The sequence below is a fragment of the Hymenobacter sp. 15J16-1T3B genome (assembly GCF_020711235.1).
In the GTDB taxonomy this organism is placed as follows: Bacteria; Bacteroidota; Bacteroidia; order Cytophagales; family Hymenobacteraceae; genus Solirubrum.
In genome coordinates, this window is the sequence record NZ_JAJFAV010000004.1 from 350726 (window position 1) to 374506 (window position 23781).

A 23781-nucleotide genomic window follows, 5' to 3' on the forward strand; every position below is an offset into this window, starting at 1 on the left:
GCACCGCGGGCCTGACGGCCGGCCGGCAATTTGTGGTGAGCCGCCAACCGCTGAGTCTTCCCAAAACGGCGACGCCCGCACTAGTTAAGGTGCGGGCGTCGCCGTTTTGGGGAAGACCTGAAACCGTGGCGTCTTACAGCCCGCGCAACTGCTTCATAAACTCCTCGGCGTAGGATTTGCCCACCGGCACCTCGTAGGAGCCGAGCTGCAGCATGTTGTCCTGCACCGCGTCGATGCGGCGGGTGTTGACGATGTAGGAGCGGTGCACCCGGCGGAAGTGGGCGAAGGGCAGGCGCTCCTCCAGGGCCTTGAGGGTGATGTAGACGATGTGCTTCTGCGTCTCGGTGACCAGGATGGAGTACGTCGACATGGCTTCGATGAAGAGCACTTCGTTGAAGTCGAGCCGCAGCAGCTTGTTGTTGACTTTCACGAACAGGTGCGAGTCCTCCACGTTCAGGGCCGAGGCGTCGGCAGCAGGGGCCGCGGGGGCGGCCGCGCGGCGCTGCTCGCGCACGCGGTCCACGGCCTTGAGGAAGCGGCCGTAGTCGACGGGCTTCACCAGGTAGTCGGTCACGCGCAGGTCGAACGCGTCGACGGCGAAGCTGGGGTGGGAGGTGACCATGACCACGTCCGGGGCGGGCGAGGGCAGCAGCGGCACCAGCTCCAGGCCGCTGAGCACGGGCATTTCGATGTCGAGAAAGAGCACGTCGACGGGCGGCTCGGCCGCGCGCGTGAGGGCCAGCGCGGCGCGGGCGTCGGGCAACGAAGCCACCAGCTCCAGGTTGTCGGTGAGGCTCACGTAGTGCTCCAGCGTGAGGCGGTTGATTTCGTTGTCGTCGACGATAACGACGCGCAGGATGGCGGAAGAGGGCATAAGGTGCAAGAGGTGTGGGGCGCGCAGCGGCTTGGCAGAGCGGGCGCCGTCATTCGCATAGAGATACGAAGCTCCGGGCAAAATATCCAACTCGGCTATTGAGGCGAAACTAAGTTTGAATCGAATCAAGTACGCAGCTTTTCGATAAACCCCCCGTTCTCGCCCGATGAAACAGCTTCTACTCCTGCTTGGGTTGCTGGCCGTCCTCGCCACATCGGCCGCCGCCAAGCCGCGCCGTCCCGGCCGGCCCGCCGTGCAGCCGGCCGCAGTCGACTCGGTGCAGCAACGGGCGGCTTGCTACACGCAGTACCTGACCGATGCGCTGCGCCTGAGCAGCCGGCAGGCCCTGGCCGTGCACCGCTTTGCCGCCGAGCAGGCCCACGCAGCTGCCCCGGCCGCGGCTTGGCAGCGCTTCGACGAGCAGATGCTCGGCATTCTCAGCCCCGGTCAGTACAATGCCTTCGCGTGGCTGGCCGGGCGGCTGCCCCGCTAGCCGCCGAACTGCCGCCCGCCGCCCGGCAGCACCTCGTTTGCCCCGCTTCTTCCTCCGACGCTTCCACCACACCTGATTATGCGTCTTGTCCTCTTGCTCGCCGGCGCCCTGCTGAGCGTTGCCGCCCTCGGGCAAGGGCGCGCCAGCGGCCCGGGCCGCACCCAGCCCGCCGCCAAACCGGCCGCGCCCCCCGCCAAAGCCGCTCCGGCCCCGCCCGCCGCCCCCGAATCGTTTGCCGTGACCGTATCGGGCAGCATCACCGACGGGGAGGGGCTGCCGCTGCCCGGCGCCACCGTCTGGAACCCGACCACCCGCGAAATTCTGGCCGTGACCAACTCGCAGGGCGAGTTCACCCTGAACCTGCCCACCAACGCCGCCGTGACGCTGGTTTGCGGCTACGCCGGCTTCGGCGACCAATCCATCAAGCTGAGCCGCCCCCACCGCCACAACGACTTCGTCATCAGCCTAGAGCGCGTGGCGCCCCGCCCGCACTAGCTCCGGCTGCTTCCTGCCCTTTTTCCACACCACTTGCCGCACGCACACCATGCAACGTAACCGCCGCATCCTCCTCGCCCTTTCCTTCACCGCCCTGCTGCTGCCCGGCCTGAGCTTTACCAGCTTCGGGGCCAACGAGCCCGTGCTCAACCCCGGCGCCAAAGACGCCGCCGGCCAGGGTGCCCTCTCCATTTCCCTCTACCTGACCGACGCGCTGCACCTCACGCAAGCCCAGGCCCAGGCCGTGCGCGAATGCACCCGCCACGAGCTGGAGCAGCTGGCCACCACGCCCGGCGCCGCCAGCCCGGCCGACGCCCCGCTGCAAGTGCAAAAGGAGTACGAGCTGGCCATGGCCCGCATCCTGAACCCCGAGCAGTACCGCGCGTTCCAGCAACTGGAACGTGGTCCGCTGGTAATATCCACCGTGTCGCGGGTGCTGGCCGCCCGGTAAGGTAGAGCTGCCCGCCAAACAAGGGGTCGGGGGCTCGTGTCGTTCTTTATCCGGACGACACGGGCCCCCGACCCCTTGTTTGACTGTCACCTGCGCTACGCCTGGCGGCGCGCGGTGCAGGCGGGCACCCACGCGTCGGCGCGGCAAACGGGGCAGGGGCGGACGCCGCCGCGGGGCAGCGCCAGCACGTGGCCGCACTGGCAGCAGGCGTGCTGGCCTTCTTCCTCCACCCGGCGGCGCTCCTGCTGCAGCCGCTCAGGCCAAATGGGCAGGCCGGGGCGCACGTCGTCGTCGGCGAAAAAATAGGCGCTGATGTTGCCGGTGGCTTCGATGTAGGCGCGCCGCACCTGGCCCAGGTGCTCCACCTGCTGCTGGCGCAGCTCCCCGAACAGCTCCTTCTGCGTCAGGTTCTGGCGGCGGAAGTTGGGCATGTTCACTTCGCCGTCCGCCACCAACAGCACTGGCGCGCCCTCCAGCCAGTCGCTGAAGCGCGGGTACCGTTCGGTGAGGCGGTTGAAGAGCAGGTACAGCCCCGATATGAGGGCAAACACCACCGCCACGTGGGTTAGCGGCACGTCGTCGTAGAACATGGCGTCGCCGGCGGCCGAGCCCAGGGCCAGGATGATGCTCAGCTCGAAAATGCTCAGCTGCCGCACGCCGCGCCGGCCCGTCACGCGCAGGGCCGCGAGGGTGAGCAGGTAGGTGATGACGCAGCGTGCGGCTACTTCGAGCAAAAACAGCGGCGGGGCATCGGCCCAGAGCAGGCGTTGCCAGTCGAAAGGTGTGATGGGAGCTTGCAAAAACAGCATGGCGGCGGGCAGGCTGGCGGGTCCGCCCAAGCGGCGGCCCCAATAAAAACGCGGCCCCCGAACGACGGGAGCCGCGTAGTCTTACGAAGCTCAGCGGTAATGGGCTGCGTCCCAGCTATTGTTTGACGAAGCGCTGCACGGTGGTGCCCGCCGCCGTGCGCATCCGCAGCACGTAGAGCCCGGCGGGCCAGGCCTGCACGTCCCAGGTTTCGGCGAGGGTGCGGCCCTGGGGCCGGACCTGGCGCCGCGCCACCACCTGCCCGAGGGCGTTGACGACCTCCAGCTCGACGGGCAGGCCCGGCGCCGGCAGGTCCGGGGCCGTGAGCAGCAGGTGCCGGCTGACCGGGTTGGGGCTGAGCGTGAGCTGCAGCGGAGCCGCGGCCGGGGCGGCTGCCGTCACGGTGCCGGGCGCGTAGTAAAAGGAGAGGAGCAACACGACCGGCGCGGGGTTATAGTCCTCGTGCCGCGTCCATTGGTAGCGCAGGTGGTGGTCGGCGCTGTAGCGAAATTCGCTGGAGTCCTGGTGCAGCACGGACGACGAGGCCACGAAGTTGCCGTGGGCGTCAAAGCGGCCCCGGTAGGGCGTGGCGGCCTGCCAGCCGCCGGGGTGCAGGAACTGCGCAGTCCGGAATACCACGGTATCAGTGCCGCTAGTCGTAAAGCGCACGGTGTCGCGGGCTTCGGAGGCCGTCACGCCGCCGTAATCGGTCCAGCGGCTGGCGTTGAGCCGCCGCAGCGGCCAGTTGCGCCAGTTGTAGCGGTGAACCTGGCGGCGCAGCACCCAGCTGCCGTTATCGTATTCTTCCTGCACGCTGCTCTGCCAGCGGCCGTTTTGCAGCGCGAAAGTAATGCGCCCCACGGGCTGGCGGGGTTGCCCGCCCAGCTGCATGTAGTACACCATGCTGGTAATGGTGCCGGCCGCGTCGTAGGTGTAACTGCTCTCGAAGAGGTTAGTCTGCCGGCCGTCGTTGGCTTCGTTGCGGGTCAGGTTGCCGTGCGCGTCGTAGGCGTAGGTAAAAGTGTAGGTGACGGGCGGCGCCGGCGGCGCGTTTTCCCACCGCTCCATCGTGACGCCAACGAGCTGGTTGTTGGCGTTGTACGTGCTGTTTTGCCGGTACTGCAGCTGGCCGCTGAGCGAGTCGGTCCCGACCAAGAAGGCAAGCTGGCCCGCGGCGTTATAAGTGTACCGATACAGCGTAATGCCGCCCGTAGCGTAATGGAACGACACCCAGGCCGGCCGCTGGTTCATAAAATTGTTCGCCGACCACTCGACGGGACGACCCGTCACCATCGGCGGCACGACCTGCGGAACCGCCCACAGGAGGTTCGGCCTGCTCACGCCGGAGATGGTAGTGCCCTGCGCCAAGGCGCCGTAGCCAAGAACCTGCAGACTTAGTAAGAGTAACAGGTGCTTCATAAACAACTGGAACGAGGAATGAAGCCAGCCCTGCGCAATAACCGTACCTCCGGAACCGCCCCGCTGCGCCTGCGCACCGGCGCGCAGGCGCAGCGGGGCGGTGCGGTGCAGGCAATGCCCGAAAACAAGGCCGCCGGCCGCCGCAGCTGCGGGGCCGGCGGGACCGAGTTGCCGAAAAGCAAGTTACCGGGCTGGCGTGGGGTTCCAGTCGCCGAATACTTTCTGCGTAGTGTACTGCCGCGCCTCGCGGCGCGTCAGCTGCCGGCTCCAGGCCGCGCGCTGCCCCGTCGGCGCGCCCGGGCCCGTCGAGTGGTACTCGGCGTAATAGGCCGTCTTTTCGTTGTCGGGCTGGCCCCAGTTGTGCCAGCCCTCGGGCCGGATGTGGGCGCCCAGCTCGCAGCCGATAAACACCGTGCGGGCGTGGGGGCGCCAGGGCCGGCCCAGGTACACCGTGGTGGCCGCCGGCGCCGCCGTCAGCCGGCAGTGCAAAAACACCAGTCCAAAGGCCTGCCGGGGCGTGGTGGAAGCGGCGGTGACGTAGGAGTTGGACTTGCTATGGATGACGCAGCGCTCAAACACGGCCGTGGCCGCGCCGAAGATAAAGTCGGTGGTGCCCTCGATGTAGCAGTCTTGGTAGAGCTGCCGGCTGTTGTCCTGGGCCAGAAACAGCGTGTCCTGGTGGCCCAGCAGCCGGCAGTTGCGCACCTGCGCCCGGTCGCCTTCCACGTGCAGGGCCACGGCCTGGCCCACCGGCCCGGCCGCGTTTTCGATGGTGAGGTTTTCGGCCCGGAAGTCGTTGCCCTGCACCCGCACCGTGGACGAGGTGTAGGTCGTGTGCTTTTCGGCGTCGCCGGAGTAGTCGCTCCAGCTGATGACCACGCCCTGCTGGCTCTCCCCGAGCAGGGTAATGTGGGTTTTCTGGGACGGAATCAGCAGCTTCTCGCGGTAGGTGCCGTTTTTGAGGAAGATGACGGCCTCCACCTGCATAAAGTCGCGCACGGCCATGACGGCCTCCTGCACGGTGCGGTAGTCGCCCGTGCCGTCGGCGGCTACCACCAGCCGCACCGGTTGGTTGAACGAGGGCGGCGCGGGGGCTTTGGCCGCGGGGGCGGGCGTAGTCTGGGCGCGCAGGGCCGGGCCGCTCAGCAGCAAGGCCGCCGTCAGCAGGGGCCAAAAGAGCTTGCTCACAGGTCGAGTTTGGGGTTCCAGTTGCGGAATACGTGCTCCACGGTGTACTGCCGGGCTTCCTCGTCGCTGAGCTGGTGGCTCCACATCACGCGTTTGGCCGGCTGCGCCCCGGGGCCGCGGTTCTGGTACTCGGCGTAGCGGGCGGTCTGCTTGTTCGACTCCTTTTCCCAATGGTCCCAGCCCAGGGCGCCAATCTGCGGGCCCAGCTCGCAGCGCAGAAACACCGTTTTGGCGTAGGGCCGCCAGGGCCGGCCGAGCAGGAAGGAGCCCGCCGGAGCGTCGCCGCTCACGCGGCAGTTGTTGAACACGTAGCCGTAGCGCACGCTGTCGGGGGTAGAGGCGGCCGTCACGTAGCCTTTCTGCTTGCAGAAAATGGTGCAGCCCTCAAACCACGCCGTCGAGGAGCCGAAGATGAAATCCACCGTGCCCTCGATGTAGCAGTCCTGGTAGTACTGGCGCGAGCCGTAGCCGTAGGTATACAGCGTGTCCTGGAAGCCGAGGAAGCGGCAGTTCTTGAAGCGCATCCTGTCCCCAGCTACCCACAGCGCCACGGCCTGGCCCACCGGCCCCGAGGAGTTCTGGAAGGTCAGGTTTTCGGCCGTGAAATCGGTGCCGTAGAGGTAGCAACTCGCCGAGCCCGACGTGCCCTTCTCCTCGCCGAAGATGTTTTTCTTCTGGTTGTAGTCGTCGTAGGTCAGGATGGTCCGGTCCCGGTCCTCGCCGATAAGGCGCACCAGGTTTTTGGAGCCGGCCAGGATGAGCTTCTCCTTATATGTCCCCCGCTTGACGAAGATGGTGGTGACTTTCTTGCGGAAGTCGGGCACGGCGTTGAAGGCTTCCTGCACCGTGCGAAACTGCCCGGAGCCGTCCTGGGCCACCACGAAGTCGTAGGCCAGGGCCCGGCCCAGCGTAAGCCAGCTGAAAACGAGAACGAGGAGGTACTTCACGGCGTGGTCGGTTGAGCGTCTTTGGCACCGGCGGCGGGCGGCACGGCGTTTTTGGGCAGGGGCTGGGCCATCCGCTCCGAGAGCAGCGGCAGCTGCTGCGCTTTGATTTCACCCACAACCAGCTGGGCCATCTTGCGCGCCCCCAGCTCCGAAAAGTGCGTGTTGTCCTGGCGGCCGTAGGGGTAATTGGGATGGTCGCCCGGGGCCAGTTGCAGAAACAGCAGCTTGGAGTTTTCCTCGCCGAACTGCTGCAGCAGCTCCCGGCTCAGCTTGTCGAGGTCGATGAGCGGCACGCGCTCGGCTTTGGCTAGCTCGGCGGTGGCGGCCGAATAGGCCACGTGGGTTTCCTGCTGGCGGCCGTCCTTGAACTTGCGCCGCGTCACCGGGGTGATGAGCACCGGGTAGGCCTTTTTGGCGCGCGTTTCCTGCACGAACTTCAGCAGGTTGCGGCGGTAGTCGGCCGGGGAGGTGTAGCGGTCCGGGTGCGCTTCCGATTCGTCGTTGTGGCCGAATTGGATCAGCACGTAGTCGCCGGGCTGCAGGGCGTCGACGATGGGCTGCCAGCGGTTTTCGGCCAAAAAGGTGCGGGTGCTGCGCCCGTTCTGGGCGCGGTTGTCCACCACCACCGTCGTGTCGAAAAACGTGCCCAGTGGCATGCCCCAGCCGGTTTCGGGGAAGGTCTGCCGCACTTTCTGGGCAATGGTGGAGTCGCCGATGAGGTAGAGCTTGAGCTTCTTGGGCGGGGCGGGGGGCGCCGTGAAGGCCGCCAGCAGCAAGAGCAGCAAGCTCAGCGGCCAGAAGCGGCGCAGCAGGACGCGGTGGTGGGTGGGCATAGGGAAACGGAATGGAGATGACGCGCTGGGCAAACCGGCGGTTACTTCGCCTGCGCGTCGACGGTCTTTTTCGACTCGCGCTTGACGATGCGCTCGGCCAGTTCCAGCCTGAGGGCGCGCACGTCGGCCAGTACCAGCTCGGCCATGCGGCGGGCGCCCAGCTCCGAGAAGTGGGTGTTGTCGTCGCGGCCGTCGGGGTAGTTCGGGTGCTCCCCGGGCACGAGCTGGTTGAAGAGCAGCTTGGAATTTTCGACCCCAAACTGCTGCAGCAGGGCCATGCTGGTCTGGCTCAGGTCGATGAGCGGCACCTGGTTGGCGCGGGCCACTTTGCGCACCAGCTCGGCGTAGGCGGCGTGGGTGTCCTCCACCTTGCCGGCGGCGTCGAACTTGCGGCGGGCCACCGGCGTGAGCAGCACCGGCATGGCCTTCTTGGCCCGGGTTTCCGTCACGAAGCGCAGCAGGTTCTGCTGAAACTCGGTTTCGGTGGTGTAGCTGCGCTTGGTGGGCACCTCGTCGTTGTGGCCGAACTGAATGAACACGTAGTCGCCCGGCTTGAGCGCGTCGACCACGGCCTGCCAGCGGTTTTCGGTGATAAAGGTTTTGGTGCTGCGCCCGTTCTGGGCGCGGTTGTCCACGGCCACCGTCTCGTCGAAGAACACGGCGAAGGGGGTGCCCCAGCCGGTTTCGGGGTAAGCCTTGACCTCCTTCTGGGCCATGGTGGAGTCGCCGACGAGGTAGACCTTGATGGACGTGGGGGCCGGGGCGGTGAAGGCGGCCAGGAGCAGCAGGAGCAAGGCGCCGGCCGCAAAACGAATACGCATAGTGCAAGCCAGTGAGCGAGAAAAATGCAAGCACCCGCGGCGCCAACCCGCCTGCCCGAAAGCAGCGGCCGGCGCCGGGGCATTTCACTCACCACCCGATAGTTGGGGCTTTCCCGGGCGGCGTGCAAGCGGGCCCGCGCATTTTTCTGCGCAATCGTTATCGGGAACGTTGCCATCTTTAGCGCGTAGTAGGGCGCAACCCACCGGCCCACCGCCGCGTCTGTGGCCGAAGTTGCCGCCCCGTTTTTCCGCGCTATTGCTAATGACTGCTTCTTCTTCCTCTTCAGCCGCCCCCACGCAATACTTCGATAATCCCGCCGGAACTATCTGGTATTATCCCGCGGGCTACCTCCGTCTGGATTGGCACCGCACGCCCGGCCGCGAGGCCAACGTGCGCGACCTATACAAGGCTACCGCCGAGGCCTTGAAGCAGTTCGGCGTAACCCGGATTCTCTCCGACCACCGCCACATGCCGCCCATTTCGCCGCCCCTGCAGCGCTGGCTGGCCGAGCAGTGGGTGCCCGATACCGCCCGCGAAACTGGCTACAACCGCGGGGCCGTGGTGCAGGCCTTTAATCTGTTCAATCGCATGGCTACCAATCAGATAGTCACGCAGATGACCAACACCAACGTGCCGGTCGCCGTCGATTACTTCGACAGCGAGGAGGCGGCGGAACGCTGGCTGCTGAGCGACGACGCTCCCCAGTCCGGGGCCGTCGGCAGCGGGGTGTAGTGCCGGCGCGCCGGACAAATAATCGACTAGATCTATATTCGCGGTCTACGCTTACTGCTAACGTTCCGCGACTCGTGCTTACCACGTCTGCGCCGCGCCCCGTGCGGGCGGGGCAGCGCCTTTCGCCCGTGCTGGGTTTTCTGCTGCTGGCCGCCACTTACCACGCGGCCGAGTACACCATGCGCTTTCACCAGCAGGTGGTGCTGTTTCTAATTCTGATGCTGGCCGTGGTGGGCGTGGCCTACGCCGTGGCGCGGTGGCAGGGCTTGGGCGGGCTCAGCGCCTGGGGGCTCGGTGGCGGGCGCCGCGGTGCCATACTGCTGGGCGCGGGCCTGCTGATTGGTCTTGCGGGCAACCTGCTGGCCTTTGGACTGCGGCTTGGGTTGGGCATTGAGGTGTTGGGGCCGTGGCCCGCCCCGGCCGCGCTGGCCCAGGGCCTGCTGCTGTTCGGGCTGGGCACGTTGCTGCCCTCCCTGGCCGAAGACATTCTCACCCGCGGCTACCTGTGGCGGCATCTGAGTGGGCGGCTGCAGCCCGGCGCGCTGGTGCTGGCGTCGGCGGCAGTGTACGTGCTCAACCACGTGTACGCCCTCGGCAGCGGCCCGGCCCAACTCACCTACCTGTTCGTGTTGGGGGTGAGCTTTGCCATTCCGCTGGTCGTGACGGGCAATCTGTGGTACGCCGTGGGCGCGCACTGGGCCGGCAACATCGTCTACCGCCTCGGCCACGACGTGCTCAGCGTCGCCGACGGCCCAAATCCGTTTTCTGGCCTCTGGGCCCTGACCATCTGCATGGTCCTGCTGATTCCGGTGCACTTGCTGGTGGCCCGCACGCTCGGCCGCCGGCTGTTCAGTCGACAGTTCAGGGCCTAACGCCGGTGCTGCGCCCGGCTAGCCGGCCGGGCCGCCGGCCGCGGGCCTAAGCAATGGCACAAAAAAGCCTCCGCTAGCAACTGACGGAGGCTTTTTTGTGCAGTCAACGGGCCGGCGTGCTTGGTGGCGCAGACCGTACGCTAGCAAGAGGCTCTGGCGGACTATTGTGCGCTGCTGCCCTAGGAGGCGCTGGCCTGCTCCAGGGCGCGGAGGTCATCGGCACTAAGCTGCAGCTGCAGGGCCGGCAGCAGCTCCTCGATCTGTTCGGGCTTGCTGCCCGAGGCAATGGGCGCCGTCAGGCCGGGCTGAGCCATGATCCAGGCCAGGGCCACCTGCGCGGGCGTAGCTTGGTGCCGGGCCGCCACTTCGTCGACGGCCGCTAGAATGCGCAGGCCGCGCTCGTTCAGGTATTTCTGGCCCACGCCGCCGCCACGGGCGCTTTTCTGCAAGTCGGCTTCGGAGCGGTACTTGCCGGTGAGGAAGCCCGCCGCGAGGCCGTAGTAGGGAATCACGCCCAGGCCGTACTGCTGCACCACCGGCAGCAGCTCCCGCTCGAAGTCGGCGCGGTCGTAGAGGTTGTAGAGCGGCTGCAGCGTCTCGTAGCGGGGCAGGCCGTGCTGCTCGCTGGCCTGCAGCGCCTCGGTCAGGCGCTGGGCCGAGAAGTTGGAGGCCCCGATGGCGCGCACCTTACCCTCCTTGATGAGCTGGGCGTAGGCCTCCAGCGGCTCCTGCACCGACACCGTCGGGTCGTCCTTGTGCGACTGGTAAAGGTCGATGTAATCGGTTTGCAGGCGCTGCAGGGAGCCTTCCACGGCGCGCAGGATGTAGTCTTTTTTCAGGCCCTTGTTTTCCGCGTTGACTTCCCAGCCGACTTTGGTGGCGATGATAACGTCGTCGCGGCGGCCGCGCTGCTTGAGCCACTGGCCGATGATGGTTTCAGATTCGCCGCCCACGTGCCCGGGCACCCACACCGAGTAGCCGTCGGCCGTGTCGATGGCGTTGCCGCCGCCGGCCACGAAGGCGTCGAGGATGCGGAAGGACGTGGCTTGGTCGGCCGTCCAGCCGAAGACGTTGCCGCCGAGCACGAGCGGCGCAATGCGCAGGCCGGAGCGGCCCAGTTCGCGTTGTTGCATGGTTCAGGAGGGTTGGTAGGAGTGGCTATAACTCCCCGAAGGGCGCTTGGGTTTGGACTTCGGTCCCTCCGCAGTCGTGCGGGCTGGCCGTGCGCGGGGCATCCACCGATGGCGGAGCCGCCGGCGCCGCTGCGTGCCCGAGCGGTGCGCGCCAGCGCGCAGTCGGCCCGAACGCGGTAACTTGCCAGTCCCAACCCTGTCCGCTTGCGCCATGCTAGTTCGTCTTTGCCTGCTGCTGTTGACGTTGCTGAGCCTGCCGGCCGCACCGCCGCTGGCCGGATCCGGCCCGACCGAGCACAACTTTCAGCCCCTATTCGACAAATACGGGCTGCGCGGCTCGCTGCTGCTCTACGACGCGGCAACGGGGAAATTCACGGCCTACAACCCCAAGCGCTGCCGGCAAGGCTTCATCCCCGCGTCCACGTTTAAGATTCCCAACACGCTCATCGGCCTGGAAACCGGCGCGCTGCGCGACACGGCCGACATCTGCAAGTGGGACGGCGTCAAGCGCAGCTTCCCGCAATGGAACCAGGACATGACCTACGCCCGGGCCCTGCGCGTGTCGTGCGTGCCCTGCTACCAGCAGCTGGCCCGGCGCGTGGGCGTGGCCCGCTACCACGCGCAACTACGCCGCATCGGCTACCCCGGCATGCAAGTCACGGCCGCCACCCTCGACACGTTCTGGCTGGGCGGCCCCTCGCGGCTCACTTCGTTTGAGCAAATCGAGTTTCTGCGCCGCCTGCACGCCGAACGACTGCCCGTAGCCCTTCGGCACCAGCGGGCCGTGAAGCAGTTGCTGGTGCTCCAGAAAACGGCCGCCTACACCTTCTGCGGCAAAACCGGCTGGCGCTTCCGCTCGGCCCAAAACCGCGACATCGGCTGGTTTGTGGGCTGGCTCACGCGGGCCGACGGGCGCACCGTGTTTTTCGCCCTGAACGCCGAAACCCAGCCCGACCACGTGGCCGACGAGCGGTTTCAGACGGGGCGCCGCGCCATTGTGGAGCAGGCCCTGGCGGAGCTGGGCTGGCTGGGGTAGCTGCGGCCCTGCCACCGCGGGCCCCGTTTGCGGCTCAATAAGGGAGCTAACCTCGTCGTTTTCGGCGGCGAATTGCCTAATCTGCGTGTATGAAGCTTTTGTTGCGGCTGCGCTTTCTGCTGATGCTACTCGCCCTGGCCCCGCCGGCCCGGGCCCAGCAGCCGCGTGCCGACGTGCTCATCCGCCACGGCCGCCTCTACGATGGCACCGGCAACGCCTGGACCTACGGCGACGTGGCCGTGCGCGCCGGCCGCATCGTGGCCGTGGGCCGGCTGCCCGCCGATTACCCGGCCGACACGGTTATCGACGCCACCGGCCTGGCCGTGGCCCCGGGCTTTATCGACGTGCACACCCACATCGAGGACGACGACGTGCGCCAGCCCACGGCCGACAACTTTCTCTACGACGGGGTGACGACGGTGGTGACGGGCAACTGCGGTTCCTCCCGCCTGGATTTGCGCCGCTACTTCCGCCTGCTCGACAGCACCCGCTTGTCGGTAAACGTGGCGTCGTTGGTGGGCCACGGCACGGTGCGCAAGGCCGTGATGGGCCGGGCCCGCCGCGCCCCCACGGAAACCGAGCTGCAGCGCATGGAAACGCTCATCGACTCGGCCATGCGGGCCGGGGCGGTGGGGCTGTCGTCGGGGCTGATTTACGTGCCGGGCACCTACAGCCGCCTGCCCGAGCTGGTGCGGCTGGCGCGGGTGGCGGCGCACTACCGCGGCCTCTACGCCACCCACATGCGCAACGAGAGTGACAGCGTGGCCTTTGCCGTGCTCGAAGCGCTGCGCGTGGGCCGCGAAGCCGGCCTGCCGGTGCAGATTTCGCACCTCAAGCTGGGCGGGCAGCAGAACTGGGGCCGCACTGCCGAGCTGCTCAACCTCATCGAAACGGCCCGGCGGACCGGGCAGGAAGTGACCATCGACCAGTACCCCTACACGGCCTCGTCCACTTCGCTGAGCACCCTGCTGCCCGACGACGTGCAGGCCGACGGAGCCGACTCGCTGCGCGCCCGCCTGCTGCGGCCGCGGGTGCGCGCGGCGGTGCTGCGCAGCATGGTGCGGCGGCTGCACGCCCGGCAGCTGCGCCATTTCAGCTACGTGGTGGTGGCCAACTTTCCGCCCGACACCACGCTGAACGGGCTGAGCATCGAGGAAATCAACCGGCGGCGCAAACGCCCGCACCACGCCCGCGCCGAAGCCGCCACCGTGCTGGAGCTGGTGCAGCAGCACGACGCCAGCGCCATCTTCCACGGCCTGAGCGAAGACGACGTGCAGCAGATCATGCGCTACCCCCACAACATGGTGGCCAGCGACGCGAGCATCAGGGTGTGGCGGGAAGGTGTGCCGCACCCGCGCGGCTACGGCTCCAACGCCCGCGTGCTCGGCCGCTACGTGCGCGAGCTGCGCGTGCTGCCGCTGGAAGAAGCCATTCGCCGCATGACTTCCCTGCCGGCCCAAACCTTCGGCCTCGCGGGCCGCGGCCTGCTGCGCCCCGGCTACGCCGCCGACCTGGTGGTGTTCGACCCGCTGACCGTGCAGGACCGCAGCACCTTCGCCCAGCCGCACCAGTACTCGGTGGGCATGCGCTACGTGCTCGTCAACGGGCGCGTGACGGTGTGGGAAGGCCAGCACGTGGGCACCCGCGCCGGGCAGGTATTGCGCGGGCCCGGAGCCACGCAGCACCTGCCCGGCGCTCCGGCTGGGAAAACGGGTGAGTCGCGGCGCTAACGTCCGTATAAGCTTACGCTGCCCAGGCATCGTTGGCCGATATGTGTTTGATAACGTCAGGCGTGGCTGTAAGAAGGCGTGATGAAGCCGGTTGGGGCGTCGACCAGCAACTTGCGCCGGGTCCCGGTCTGTAGTTCCATCACAAGGACCAGGGCCTGGGCGAACCCGTCCCCGGCAAAGGCCTTTCTGCAGTCGAAACGGTGGAACTGACCGGCATCAGCCTATCCAGCGTCAAGAGCTACTGCAAGCACCTGCGCGCCGCACTTACGTAAGCGTACGGCTCTTTTTGTCCTTATTGAAGGTGCCTTTGGAATGGGACGAAGGATACACTACTACCCCAATCTTCCTGTGACTAGTGTAGCGTTTTTACTCAATCGATACGCACGAAGACACCAGAGCAAGGAAAGCAAACAGTAGGATAAAATTGCCTTTTATTTGCTGCCCGTATCATCTAATGAATAGTACTGTTCATTCTTTCTACCTATTTCGTGCTTAGAACCCTCACTATCCTGCTATCATGCCTTGTTTGCGGGCTGGCTACGCCAGGAGTCGCGCAGTCCGCCCACCGTCGCGCCGCGCAGGATTCCTTGACGGCCGAACTGGAGACGTTGCGGAGCCAGGGCCATTTCAACGGCTTCGGGGTGGCCATCGTGACTGATCAGGGGGCGCTCTACCAACACGGCTTTGGCTACGCCGACGCAGAGGCGCGTACGCCCTACGATGTGCACACCCGCCAGCCCATTGCGTCGGTGAGCAAAACGGTGGTCGGGCTAGCCCTGCTCAAGGCCCAGGAACTCGGCAAGCTCACCCTGGACGACCCCATCAACCAGTATTTGCCCTTCCAGGTCGTGAACCCAGCCTTCCCCGACGTGCCGATTACGCTCCGGCAGTTGGCGAACCACACCTCCAGCATCCGCGACAACGACTACTACCTGAGCAATAACCTCTACCTCAAGCCCGGCCAATCCCTCACGGGCTTACCGCGGACCTTTCGGGAAGAGCAAACGTTTATCCCGGCGGATTCGGCGGTGGCCCTGCCCGTGTTTCTGCAAAACGTGCTGACCCCGCAGGGCAAGTGGTACCAAGCCACGAGCTTTCTGGCCCGTCGGCCCGGCGAACGGTACGAGTATTCCAACGTAGGGACCTGCCTGGCGGCGTACGTGGTGGAATTGGCCACCGGCCAGCCCTTTCCAGCTTTTACGGCCCAATATCTTACCCGACCGCTGCGCATGCGGGCGTCGGGGTGGAATGTTGGCAACGTCGATTTCGCCCAGTACGCGCGGCCGTACCAAGCCCCTGCGGTGCCCTTGCCCTATTACGCGCTGACCACCTACCCCGATGGCGGGTTGGTCTCGTCCGTGGCCGACATGAGTCGGTACTTACGCGAGCTAATTCGGGGCTATAAGGGTCAGGGCACGGTGTTGCGACCGGCAAGCTACCGCGACTATTTTCGCCCCCAGCTGACGGCCAACAATTTCGAGGAGCGCAACGAGCGCAACCCCTTCAGCGAATCCTACAACGTGGGCGTGTTCATGGGCTTTGGCTACACCGGCTTCATCGGCCATACCGGCGGCGACCCCGGCGTGGTGACGCTGCTGTTTTTTGACCCCAAAACCGGCATTGGCCGGCTGTTGATGATGAACACCAACTTATCCAGTAGGGCTTCGGAAGTCGCGATGTATGCCATTTGGAACACGCTGGCTAAATACGAGCACCGGTTGGGTCGATGATGAGTAAACAAGTTCAAGGCGAAAAGAGCGCCTTGGCGCTAGCCGTACGGTTTCGGTCAGTTACAGTGAAATGGCGTAGCGTAATTTTATCCCCCGCTGCTGCAAGAAGGCCTACAAGACCACTCGCTCCAGCACCCGCCAGCCGTGGCCGGGCACGGGCAGTGCCTCGCCGGTGGCGAATAGCAGCGGCTCACCGCTGAACACGTCGCGCCAGGTGCCGGCGGCTTCTTCGGGCAGGGTGACGTCGGCGCTGGCAGAATCAATGTTGATGGCGCAGAGCACGGCGGCCGCACCCTGCTCCCGCAGGAAGGCGTACTGCTGGGGGCCGCAGGCGAGGCGGCAGAAGTGGCTCGTTACGTCGCCATTGCGCAGGGCGGGGTGGCGGCGCTTGAGCTGCAGCAGGCGGGAGTAGAAGTCTTGTAGCGGGTAGTCCTGCCAGTCGATGGGGTCGCGGTCGAAGAACCGCAGGCGCTTGCGCAGGGCGGCTTCCTGGCCCGAATACACCAGCGGCATGCCGGGCAGCAGCACGGTGAGCACGGCGAAGGGCAGGGCCAGGGGCCCCAGCCGCTCGTACTCGGTGCCGTCCCAGCTGTTCACGTCGTGGTTGCTGGTGAAGTGCATCAGGTACACCGAGGGCGGGTACTTGGCCCGCTCGGCCGCTAAGTATTCATCGATGGCGTGCAGCGGCGCCTGGCCTTCGGCCACGTGGTCGAGCAGGTAATGCAGGCGCAGGCCGAAGGACATATTAAAGGCCTTTTCCAGCAGCTTGGTGTCGGAGTTGAAATTCTCCCAGCTCAGCCCGCCCGAGGGGTACAGCTCGTCCCACTCGGCCAGCATGAACACGGGCTTCACCGCGTCCAGCTCCAGGCGCGCTTCGTCCCAGAAGTCGGTGGGCACGAGGCCGGCCACGTCGCAGCGGTAGCCGTCTACGTCGGCCTCGCGCAGCCAATAGAGCAAGGCGTCGGTCATGTAGCGGCGCAGCGCGGGCTGGCGGTAGTCCAGGGCCACCACGTCGGACCAGTCGGGCACGGGCGGCAGCAGGTTACTGGCTTCGTCGCGCTGAAACCAGTCGGGGTGCTCGGTCACCAGCGGGTTGTCCCAGCTCGTATGGTTAGCCACCCAGTCGAGCAGCACCTTCATGCCCAGCGCGTGGGCCGTCTGCACGAGCTGACGCAGGTCGTGGAGCGTGCCGAACTCGGGGTTGACAGCGAAGTAATCCTGCACGGCGTACTGGCTGCCGAGCGCGCCCTTGCGTCCTACGTGCCCGATGGGGTGCACCGGCATCAGCCACACGATGCTTACGCCCATGGCGGCTAGCCGCGGCAGGTGCGCCTCGAACGCCCGGAACGTGCCTTCGGGCGTGAATTGGCGGGTGTTGACTTCGTAAATGGTGGCAGTGGCCGCCCACTCGGGGTGGCGCACCTGGAACAGGTGTTGGTCGGGGTGCGGCGGTAGAGCAGGCACGGCAGCGGCGGTGGGGAAGAAGGAAGAAACGAGCTGCGTGTACGCAAAACCGGCCCGGCAGGCCAATCGGGGGCGCGGCCCGGCGTCTAGTAACCAAAAGGAAAGCAGGCAGGCGGGCGGATAAATGTCGAGCTGTGTAAAACCTATGCCTGCGCGTGGTATTTTGCCCGGAATAATGTTAATAGATCGATATATGAATATTATATAATTAAGTCTTGTTCTTTTTCGTGATGTATCCGCTGCTTGCCTAGGAGTACCCTTGTTCCGACCCTGATTCCCACCCACTTCCATGAGTCAGTCCTTCACCCAACAACCCTCCTTACATGAAGCACCCGTTTACGCTTTTCCTCAAGCTGATGCTGCTCGCCCTGGCCCTGGGCACCGGCTTCACCTCAGGGGCCCAGGTATCGTATAGCCCGGTGGCGCTGACCCCCAGCAGCTACACCGCCGACATCGTGGCCAACGGCACCGGCCAAACCAAACCCCAGAATTCGACTACCGCCGATACCGACGGCGCCTATTATTACCTGATGGCGGTGGACTACACCACCTCCGCCGCGCCCTCCACCACCCACACCACGGGCCTGCCCATGAGCCGCACGCTTGCCAGTGCCGCCACCGCGGGCCTTTCCTTTGCCCTCGCCGACTACACCGCCAACAACGCCCTGCGCCTGGCGGCCAACGGCTCGACCGGAACCCTGGCCTTGGCCTCGCCGCAGGCCGCCGCCGAGGTGTACGTGCTGCTCACGGCCGGCAGCGGGCCCAGCTCGGCCAACCTGACGGTGAAATTCACCGACGGCAGCAGCCAGGATTTCGGCGCGCAGGCCGTGCCCAACTGGTTTCTGGGCGGGGCCACTCTGGCCGACAACGCGGCTGTGGCCTTCAACATCGGCGGGCGCGTGCAGAGCAACGCCACCGGAACGACCAACACCATTCAGAACAACGCCCCGGACCCGCGCCTCTTTCAGCTCAAGCTGGCGCTGGCGGGCGGCAACGTGCAGAAGCTCATCGAGAGCGTGCAAGTGACCAAACTGGACGGCACCGGCGTGATTGACGCCATGGCCGTGAGCGTGGGCTCGTACCCGGTGTGTTCGGCCGCGCCCGGTTCCCTGCAGGCAGTGGCCACCACTTCTTACGGCGGCAGCACGGCCCTGACCACGGCCTGCGCCTCCACCAATATCTACCTCGCGCTGACCGGTCTTCCGGCCCAGGCGGGCTACACCTACCAGTGGCAGCAGTCGGCCGACGGCAGCAACTTCGCCGACATCAGCGGGGCTACGGGTGCCGCCTATACGGCCACCGGCCAGCTGGCGGCCACGTACTACCGCGCCGTGGTAAGCTGCGCCTTCGGGGGAAGCAGCGTGGTATCGGCGGCCGTGCCGCTCACCCAGACGTGCTACTGCACGCCGCCGGCCCGCAGCAGCAGCAGCACCAGCTACACCAACGTGACGGCGGTGACGCTGCCGGGCGAGCAGAGCACGCTCAGCCACGCGCCGGGCACCATCAGCGGCTCGCCCTACTACGCGCTGTACCCGGCCAGCACGGCCACGCTGGTGGCGGGTAGCAACTACACCCTCACGGTGACGGTGCCGAGCAGCGCCCGGGCCTCGGCCTGGGTGGACTTCAACCAGAACGGCAGCTTTGAAGCCGGCGAGTTTTTTGTGCTGCGCACCAGCGGCGGCGCCATCTACGGCACGTCTACCGCCAACGCGCTGTCGGCCAGCATTGCCGTGCCCGCGGGGGCCACGGCCGGCACCGCGCGCCTGCGCATCCGCACCGACCTGCGCAGCAACACGGTGCTGGATACCTACTCCAACGTGTGCACCGCCACCCAGTACGGGCAGACGATGGACTATTACCTCACCCTGACGGCCCCGGTGGCCTGCTCGGGCACGCCGCCCAGCTCCGCGGCCACGGCCTCGACCAGCGCGGCCTGCCCCACCACGGGCTTTACCCTGGGCCTGACGGGCATTGCACCGGGCACCACGGGCCTGAGCTACCAGTGGCAGAGCCGGGTGAGCGGCACCAGCGCCTACACCAACCTGGGCACGGCCCAATCCACGCCCGCCTACGCCGTGAGCAGCCAGGCGGCCACCACGGACTACCGCGTGCTGGTCACGTGCACCAACAGCGGCCTTGCGCTGGCCTCCGACCCGGTGACGGTGACGCGCAACTACCTCAGCTGCTACTGCACCCCCACCGGCGTGCCCACCAACGAGTACATCACCAACGTGACCTTGCCGGGCAGCAGCGGCTTCGCCAACAGCAGCACCAACCCCGCCACTTCGCCCACCGGCTACAGCGACTACACCGGCCTGGCCAGCGCCACTACCACGCTTTACCGGGGCGTGGCCTACGTCAACGGGGTAAGCGTGTCGGTGCGCTCGAACGACACCGGCTCGACCGGCGGCATGTGGATCGACTACGACCACAGCGCCACCTTCGAGGCCAGCGAGTTTATTCCGCTGGGGTCTTCCGATGCCATTGCCACCATCGTCACGTTCACCAAGGACCTGACCGTGCCCCTGACGGCCGAGCTGGGCCCGACGCGTGTGCGGGTACGCTGGCGCAACGACCCCTTCGGCGGCACCGACGCCTGCTTTGCGCACGTGAACAGCACCACGAACTGGTACGGCGAAACCGAGGACTACCTCGTCACCATTGCCGACGCGCCCACCTGCACGGCGCCCCCGGCCACTGTGGCCGCCACGGCCTCGGTGAGCAGCGCCTGCGCCAACGGCTCGTTCAGCTTGGCCACCAGCAGCATCCCGACCAGCCTGGGTGGCTACACCTACCAGTGGCAGAGCAGCCCGGCGGGGGCCGGCGCCTTCGCCGACATCAGCGGCGCCACCACCAACCCCTACACCGTGACGGGCCAAACGGCCGCCACCGACTACCAGCTGATAGTCAGCTGCCAGTACGGGGGCACGCCGGTGACGTCGAACGTGGTGGCGGTGGGGCAGAACAGCTTCGACCAGTGCTACTGCGCGCCCGCGTCGACCAACGGCTGCGCCACCTACGGCGCCATTGCCAACGTGAAGCTCGGCACGCTAGACAACAGCTCGGGCTGCGCGGGCAGCACGTACACCGCCTTTGCGCCCACCGGCGCGGCCACCACCAGCCTAAACCTGGGCAGCACCGTCCCACTCACGCTGACCCTGGCCAACGCCAATTCCTATCGCTACGCCGTCTGGATTGACTTCAACCACAACGGCTCGTTCGACGCGACGGAGTTTGTGGCCAGCGGCACGCCCTCGACCAGCCTTACCACCACGGCCAGCATCGTGCTGCCGGTGGAGTCTGCCACGGTGCTGAGCGGGGCCACGCGCCTGCGCATCCGCACCAACGCCGGCAACGCGGCCTACGGCAACTTTGCCGCCGGCGACGCCTGCTCGGTGACCTACGACGGCGAAACCGAGGACTACACCATCACGCTGCTGGGCCAGACGCCGTGCAGCGGCGGGGCACCCACGGCTACGGCCGCGGCCAGCGTGGCCAGTGCCTGCGTCAACAGCCCGTTCACGCTTACGGCCGCCGTGCCCGGCAACGTGACGGGCCTGAGCTACCAGTGGGAAAGCAGCCCGGCCGGCGCCGGTACCTTTGCGCCCATCGGCGGGGCTACGGCCGCCACCTACGCCGTGCCGCGCCAGGAGGCTGCTACCGACTACCGCGTGCAGGTGACGTGCGCGGCCAGCGCCCAGACGCAGCCCTCGAACACCGTGGCGGTGGGCCAGGTCGACTTCCTGACCTGCTACCCGACGCCCGTCGTGGGCGACGGTACGAACGAGTTTATCCGCAGCGTGAGCGTGAACGGCAGCAGCGGCTTTACCAACACCACCGACGCCAACGCCAGCGGCGGCTACGCCGATTTCACCGCCAACCAAGCCATGACCACCACGCTCAGCCGCGGCAGCAGCTACCCGCTGCGCGTCATCGTGAAATCGAACAACGGCGGTTCGCAGGGTGCGCTCTGGATTGACTACGACCACAGCGCCACCTTCGACGCGGGCGAGTATTTCCGCTTTGGCCGCTCCAACCTCAACGGCTCGGCCGGCGCGTCGGTCACGCTGGACACGACCCTGACCATTCCGAACAACGCCACGGTGCACCTGGGCCCGACGCGCCTGCGGGTGCGCTGGCGCAACGGTGCCATTGCCGCCACCGACGGGCAGACGGCCGGTGCCACCGCTTGGTACGGCGAAACCGAGGACTACCTCATTACCCTGGCCGACGCCTCGCCGCTGCCGGTGGAGCTGCTGCGCTTTACGGCCACGCCCGGCCCAGCGGCCGTGCGCCTGGCCTGGGCCACCGCGACCGAGCGCAACAGCAGCCGCTTTGAAGTGGAGCGCCGCCTCGACGAGGCCGGTTTCCAGCGCATTGCCACAGTTGAAGCCGCCGGCACCAGCACCAGCGTCCGCAGCTACGCGCTGACCGATACCAACCTGCCCGCCGCGGGCAAACGCGCTTATTACCGTCTGCGCCAAGTGGATCAGGACGGCACGGCCAGCTACTCCGAGGTGCGCGCCGTGGCCCTGGGTACCGCCGGCCTCACGCTCTACCCGAACCCCACCGCCGCCGCGGCCAAGCTTACCGGGGCCGAGCCCGGCGCCGTGGTACAGGTGCTCGACGTGCTGAACAAAGTGGTCCTCACCGTGCGGGCCGACGCCGCGGGCACGGCCCAGCTGCAGCTGCCGGCCACCCAGGCCCGTGGGGTGTACCTGGTGCGCACCGGCCCGCACACCGCCCGCCTGCTGCTGGAGCGGTAAGCCCCGGCGTAGCCACGCGCATACAACAAAGCCGCCGAGCCCGGAGCCCGGCGGCTTTGTTGCGTTACTGCCGTTGTGCGTTTGCCCGGCGGCTCCGGTTCAGGTTCGAATTACGTCGGTGTCCACGGGCAGGTAGCCTAGCTGCCGGCTCATGCTCAGCACTTGGCCTTTGTGGTGGAATTCGTGGGTGAGCACGTGGGTGAACAGCTGCAGCGGCGTGAGCGGCAGCGGTTCGGGCCGGCGGGTCACGGTCAGCCATTCGGCCTGTTGCTCGTGGCCGGCGGCTCGGGCCAGAAACTCCGTTACCAACTCATCGACGCGAGCAAAGCAGGTGCGCAGGGCGGCCACGTCGGGCACGGCAGCCGGCTCGAAATAGCGGGGTGGAAGCTGCCGCGCCACCACGCCCAGCCAGTGGTAGTAGGTGTTGGCCATGTGCACCAGCAAGTCGCGGATGCTGCTGTTGTTGAAGGCCGGCAGCGGGGCTACCAAGTGCGCCGGCGTGAGGCTGGCGCAGTAGTCGAGCAGCACGCCCCGGGCGCTTTGGGTGAGGGCGTATTGCGCGCGGAGCAAGTCGTCCATGCAGGGGAAGAAAGTGGCAGAGAGGGCGGCGCTCAGTTAGTTTGGGGGCCACGCTCCAGCACGCGGTAACTGTGCGGCGGCAGGGGCAGGGCAGCGCCGGGTGCCAGCGTGAAGGTTTGGTCCACAAACACATCCTGGTAGGCGCCGCCCCAGGCGGCGGGCACCGGCAGCTCGCGCAGCTCCGGGCCGAGGTTCACGGCCACCAGCACGGCCTCGGGGCCGGCTGGGCGGTGGCGCACGAAAGCGTACACGTTTTGGTCAGCGGTGGGCAGGCGGGTAAACTGCCCGCAGGCGTCGCCGTTGGCCAGGGCGGGGTTGCGCTTTTTGAGCTGCAGCAGGCGGGTGTAGAAATCCTGCAGCGGGTAGTTGTTCCAGGGAATCGGGTCTTTGTCGAAAAACTTCAAGCGCTTCTGCAGGGCCGCTTCCTGGCCCGAATACACCATCGGGATGCCCGGCAGCAGGGCGGCCAGCACGGCTTGGGGCTGCACGTTGGGGCCCAGCCGCTCGTACTCGGTACCCGTCCAACTGTTGATGTCGTGCGAGGAGGTGAAGTTCATCAGGTACACGCCCGCCGGGTACTTGCGGCGCTCCGCCCGCAGGTAGGTATCGATGGCGGCCACGGGCTGCTGGCCGCGGGCCACGCTGTCGAGCAGGTAGCGCAGGCGCAGGGCGTAGGTGGCGTCGAAGGCTTTTTCGAGCAGGCGGGTGTTGGGGTCGAACTGCCCGGGCTGCAGAAAGGGTGGGTCGTGCAGCTCGTCCCATTCGGCCAGCATAAACACCGGCTTAAGGTGCTCCAGCGCGGCGCGGGAGCTGTTCCAGAACTCGGTGGGCACGAGGCCGGCCACGTCGCAGCGGTAGCCGTCCACGTCGGCCTCGCGCACCCAGTAGAGCAGGCTTTCGGTCATGTATTGGCGCAGCGCGGGCTTCGTGAAGTCCAGGTCAATAACGTCCTGCCAGTCCGATACCGGCGCCACAAACTGGCCCTGGGCATTTTTGGTGAACCACTCCGGATGCTCCCGGGCCAGCTTACTGTCCCAACTGGTGTGGTTGGCCACCCAGTCGAGGATGACGTGCATGCCCCGCCGGTGTGCTTCGGCTACCAAGTGGCGCAGGTCGGCCAGCGTGCCCATTTCGGGGTTCACGGCGCGGTAGTCCTGTACCGAGTAGTAGCTGCCGAGCGTGCCCTTGCGGTGTGCTTGGCCGATGGGGTACACGGGCATCAGCCACAAAATGCCCACCCCCATTTTCTGCAGCCGCGGCAGGTGCGCCTCGAAGGCCCGAAAGGTGCCTTCGGGCGTGTACTGCCGGATATTGACCTCGTAAATGCTGGCCTGTCGCGCCCAGGCCGGATGTTGGGTGGCGAACGGGGCCGCCACGGGCGGGCAAGCTGGGGCGGCGGTCCTGTCGGCC

20 protein-coding genes are annotated in these 23781 nt (G+C 66.8%); 9 read left to right on the forward strand and 11 right to left on the reverse strand.

The window, feature by feature from the left end; all coding sequences use genetic code 11:
* Positions 1 to 133: 133 nt before the first annotated feature.
* Positions 134 to 874 (reverse strand): LytR/AlgR family response regulator transcription factor, encoded by a 741-nt coding sequence (locus LJ737_RS09530; RefSeq protein WP_227765056.1) that lies wholly within the window; start codon positions 872 to 874, stop codon positions 134 to 136.
* Between the two features lie 166 nt (positions 875 to 1040).
* Here LJ737_RS09530 and LJ737_RS09535 point away from each other — a divergent pair, with 166 nt between their 5' ends.
* From LJ737_RS09535 to LJ737_RS09545, 3 genes are all read left to right on the forward strand, one after another.
* Complete coding sequence (locus tag LJ737_RS09535) at positions 1041 to 1367, forward strand: hypothetical protein (protein ID WP_227765058.1); 327 nt, start codon at positions 1041 to 1043, stop codon at positions 1365 to 1367.
* A gap of 78 nt (positions 1368 to 1445) precedes the next feature.
* Positions 1446 to 1862 carry a carboxypeptidase-like regulatory domain-containing protein gene (locus LJ737_RS09540; protein ID WP_227765060.1) on the forward strand — a complete coding sequence of 139 codons (417 nt, stop codon included), beginning with the start codon at positions 1446 to 1448 and terminating at the stop codon, positions 1860 to 1862.
* A 49-nt stretch (positions 1863 to 1911) separates the two neighbouring features.
* Entirely contained in the window at positions 1912 to 2313 is a 402-nt protein-coding gene (locus tag LJ737_RS09545; protein ID WP_227765061.1) for a hypothetical protein, read from the forward strand.
* 95 nt (positions 2314 to 2408) lie between these two features.
* Here LJ737_RS09545 and LJ737_RS09550 read toward each other — a convergent pair whose 3' ends face one another.
* The 6 genes from LJ737_RS09550 to LJ737_RS09575 all read right to left on the reverse strand — a co-directional run bounded on the left by LJ737_RS09550 (position 2409) and on the right by LJ737_RS09575 (position 8328).
* On the reverse strand, positions 2409 to 3122 hold the full coding sequence (locus tag LJ737_RS09550; RefSeq protein WP_227765063.1) for a DUF421 domain-containing protein: 714 nt from the start codon (positions 3120 to 3122) through the stop codon (positions 2409 to 2411).
* A 115-nt stretch (positions 3123 to 3237) separates the two neighbouring features.
* Positions 3238 to 4539: a T9SS type A sorting domain-containing protein gene (locus tag LJ737_RS09555; RefSeq protein WP_227765066.1), complete on the reverse strand. Its 1302-nt coding sequence runs from the start codon at positions 4537 to 4539 to the stop codon at positions 3238 to 3240.
* A 183-nt stretch (positions 4540 to 4722) separates the two neighbouring features.
* Positions 4723 to 5727 (reverse strand): pectinesterase family protein, encoded by a 1005-nt coding sequence (locus tag LJ737_RS09560; RefSeq protein WP_227765068.1) that lies wholly within the window; start codon positions 5725 to 5727, stop codon positions 4723 to 4725.
* Positions 5724 to 6674 (reverse strand): pectinesterase family protein, encoded by a 951-nt coding sequence (locus LJ737_RS09565; RefSeq protein WP_227765069.1) that lies wholly within the window; start codon positions 6672 to 6674, stop codon positions 5724 to 5726. Before LJ737_RS09565 ends, LJ737_RS09560 begins: the two co-directional genes overlap by 4 nt.
* On the reverse strand, positions 6671 to 7507 hold the full coding sequence (locus tag LJ737_RS09570; protein ID WP_227765071.1) for a rhamnogalacturonan acetylesterase: 837 nt from the start codon (positions 7505 to 7507) through the stop codon (positions 6671 to 6673). Before LJ737_RS09570 ends, LJ737_RS09565 begins: the two co-directional genes overlap by 4 nt.
* 41 nt (positions 7508 to 7548) lie before the next feature.
* Positions 7549 to 8328: a rhamnogalacturonan acetylesterase gene (locus LJ737_RS09575; RefSeq protein WP_227765073.1), complete on the reverse strand. Its 780-nt coding sequence runs from the start codon at positions 8326 to 8328 to the stop codon at positions 7549 to 7551.
* Positions 8329 to 8590: 262 nt separating this feature from the next.
* Between LJ737_RS09575 and LJ737_RS09580 the strand changes: the two genes are divergently transcribed.
* A complete protein-coding gene (locus LJ737_RS09580) occupies positions 8591 to 9061 on the forward strand; it encodes a hypothetical protein (RefSeq protein WP_227765075.1) in 471 nt (156 codons plus the stop codon).
* Positions 9062 to 9135: 74 nt separating this feature from the next.
* Positions 9136 to 9933: a CPBP family intramembrane glutamic endopeptidase gene (locus tag LJ737_RS09585; protein ID WP_227765077.1), complete on the forward strand. Its 798-nt coding sequence runs from the start codon at positions 9136 to 9138 to the stop codon at positions 9931 to 9933.
* A 179-nt stretch (positions 9934 to 10112) separates the two neighbouring features.
* Here the strand turns inward: LJ737_RS09585 and LJ737_RS09590 are convergent, their stop codons facing one another.
* The gene (locus tag LJ737_RS09590) at positions 10113 to 11066 is read right to left on the reverse strand and encodes an aldo/keto reductase (RefSeq protein WP_227765079.1); all 954 of its coding nucleotides are present in this window, start codon (positions 11064 to 11066) and stop codon (positions 10113 to 10115) included.
* Between the two features lie 211 nt (positions 11067 to 11277).
* Here LJ737_RS09590 and blaOXA point away from each other — a divergent pair, with 211 nt between their 5' ends.
* The 3 genes from blaOXA to LJ737_RS09605 all read left to right on the forward strand — a co-directional run bounded on the left by blaOXA (position 11278) and on the right by LJ737_RS09605 (position 15562).
* Positions 11278 to 12102, forward strand: coding sequence for a class D beta-lactamase (blaOXA, locus tag LJ737_RS09595; protein WP_227765082.1), 825 nt, complete (start codon positions 11278 to 11280; stop codon positions 12100 to 12102).
* Between the two features lie 89 nt (positions 12103 to 12191).
* The gene (locus tag LJ737_RS09600) at positions 12192 to 13832 is read left to right on the forward strand and encodes an N-acyl-D-amino-acid deacylase family protein (protein WP_227765084.1); all 1641 of its coding nucleotides are present in this window, start codon (positions 12192 to 12194) and stop codon (positions 13830 to 13832) included.
* A 587-nt stretch (positions 13833 to 14419) separates the two neighbouring features.
* Positions 14420 to 15562: a serine hydrolase domain-containing protein gene (locus LJ737_RS09605; protein ID WP_227765086.1), complete on the forward strand. Its 1143-nt coding sequence runs from the start codon at positions 14420 to 14422 to the stop codon at positions 15560 to 15562.
* Between the two features lie 111 nt (positions 15563 to 15673).
* Here LJ737_RS09605 and LJ737_RS09610 read toward each other — a convergent pair whose 3' ends face one another.
* On the reverse strand, positions 15674 to 17026 hold the full coding sequence (locus LJ737_RS09610) for an alpha-amylase family glycosyl hydrolase (RefSeq protein WP_227765088.1): 1353 nt from the start codon (positions 17024 to 17026) through the stop codon (positions 15674 to 15676).
* Positions 17027 to 17349: 323 nt separating this feature from the next.
* Here LJ737_RS09610 and LJ737_RS26905 point away from each other — a divergent pair, with 323 nt between their 5' ends.
* Complete coding sequence (locus LJ737_RS26905) at positions 17350 to 21792, forward strand: GEVED domain-containing protein (RefSeq protein WP_262907874.1); 4443 nt, start codon at positions 17350 to 17352, stop codon at positions 21790 to 21792.
* 99 nt (positions 21793 to 21891) lie between these two features.
* Here the strand turns inward: LJ737_RS26905 and LJ737_RS09625 are convergent, their stop codons facing one another.
* Together LJ737_RS09625 and LJ737_RS09630 are read right to left on the reverse strand one after the other, a co-directional pair.
* Positions 21892 to 22371 carry a DinB family protein gene (locus LJ737_RS09625; RefSeq protein ID WP_227765090.1) on the reverse strand — a complete coding sequence of 160 codons (480 nt, stop codon included), beginning with the start codon at positions 22369 to 22371 and terminating at the stop codon, positions 21892 to 21894.
* A gap of 32 nt (positions 22372 to 22403) precedes the next feature.
* Complete coding sequence (locus tag LJ737_RS09630; protein ID WP_227765092.1) at positions 22404 to 23747, reverse strand: alpha-amylase family glycosyl hydrolase; 1344 nt, start codon at positions 23745 to 23747, stop codon at positions 22404 to 22406.
* Positions 23748 to 23781 lie beyond the last annotated feature (34 nt).

Bases quoted from the DNA above. Each gene is read 5' to 3' on its own strand.
- LJ737_RS09530 (WP_227765056.1), bottom strand. From the start codon at position 874: ATGCCCTCTTCCGCCATCCTGCGCGTCGTTATCGTCGACGACAACGAA.
- LJ737_RS09535 (WP_227765058.1), top strand. From the start codon at position 1,041: ATGAAACAGCTTCTACTCCTGCTTGGGTTGCTGGCCGTCCTCGCCACA.
- LJ737_RS09540 (WP_227765060.1), top strand. From the start codon at position 1,446: ATGCGTCTTGTCCTCTTGCTCGCCGGCGCCCTGCTGAGCGTTGCCGCC.
- LJ737_RS09545 (WP_227765061.1), top strand. From the start codon at position 1,912: ATGCAACGTAACCGCCGCATCCTCCTCGCCCTTTCCTTCACCGCCCTG.
- LJ737_RS09550 (WP_227765063.1), bottom strand. From the start codon at position 3,122: ATGCTGTTTTTGCAAGCTCCCATCACACCTTTCGACTGGCAACGCCTG.
- LJ737_RS09555 (WP_227765066.1), bottom strand. From the start codon at position 4,539: ATGAAGCACCTGTTACTCTTACTAAGTCTGCAGGTTCTTGGCTACGGC.
- LJ737_RS09570 (WP_227765071.1), bottom strand. From the start codon at position 7,507: ATGCCCACCCACCACCGCGTCCTGCTGCGCCGCTTCTGGCCGCTGAGC.
- LJ737_RS09575 (WP_227765073.1), bottom strand. From the start codon at position 8,328: ATGCGTATTCGTTTTGCGGCCGGCGCCTTGCTCCTGCTGCTCCTGGCC.
- LJ737_RS09580 (WP_227765075.1), top strand. From the start codon at position 8,591: ATGACTGCTTCTTCTTCCTCTTCAGCCGCCCCCACGCAATACTTCGAT.
- LJ737_RS09590 (WP_227765079.1), bottom strand. From the start codon at position 11,066: ATGCAACAACGCGAACTGGGCCGCTCCGGCCTGCGCATTGCGCCGCTC.
- blaOXA (WP_227765082.1), top strand. From the start codon at position 11,278: ATGCTAGTTCGTCTTTGCCTGCTGCTGTTGACGTTGCTGAGCCTGCCG.
- LJ737_RS09600 (WP_227765084.1), top strand. From the start codon at position 12,192: ATGAAGCTTTTGTTGCGGCTGCGCTTTCTGCTGATGCTACTCGCCCTG.
- LJ737_RS26905 (WP_262907874.1), top strand. From the start codon at position 17,350: ATGAAGCACCCGTTTACGCTTTTCCTCAAGCTGATGCTGCTCGCCCTG.
- LJ737_RS09625 (WP_227765090.1), bottom strand. From the start codon at position 22,371: ATGGACGACTTGCTCCGCGCGCAATACGCCCTCACCCAAAGCGCCCGG.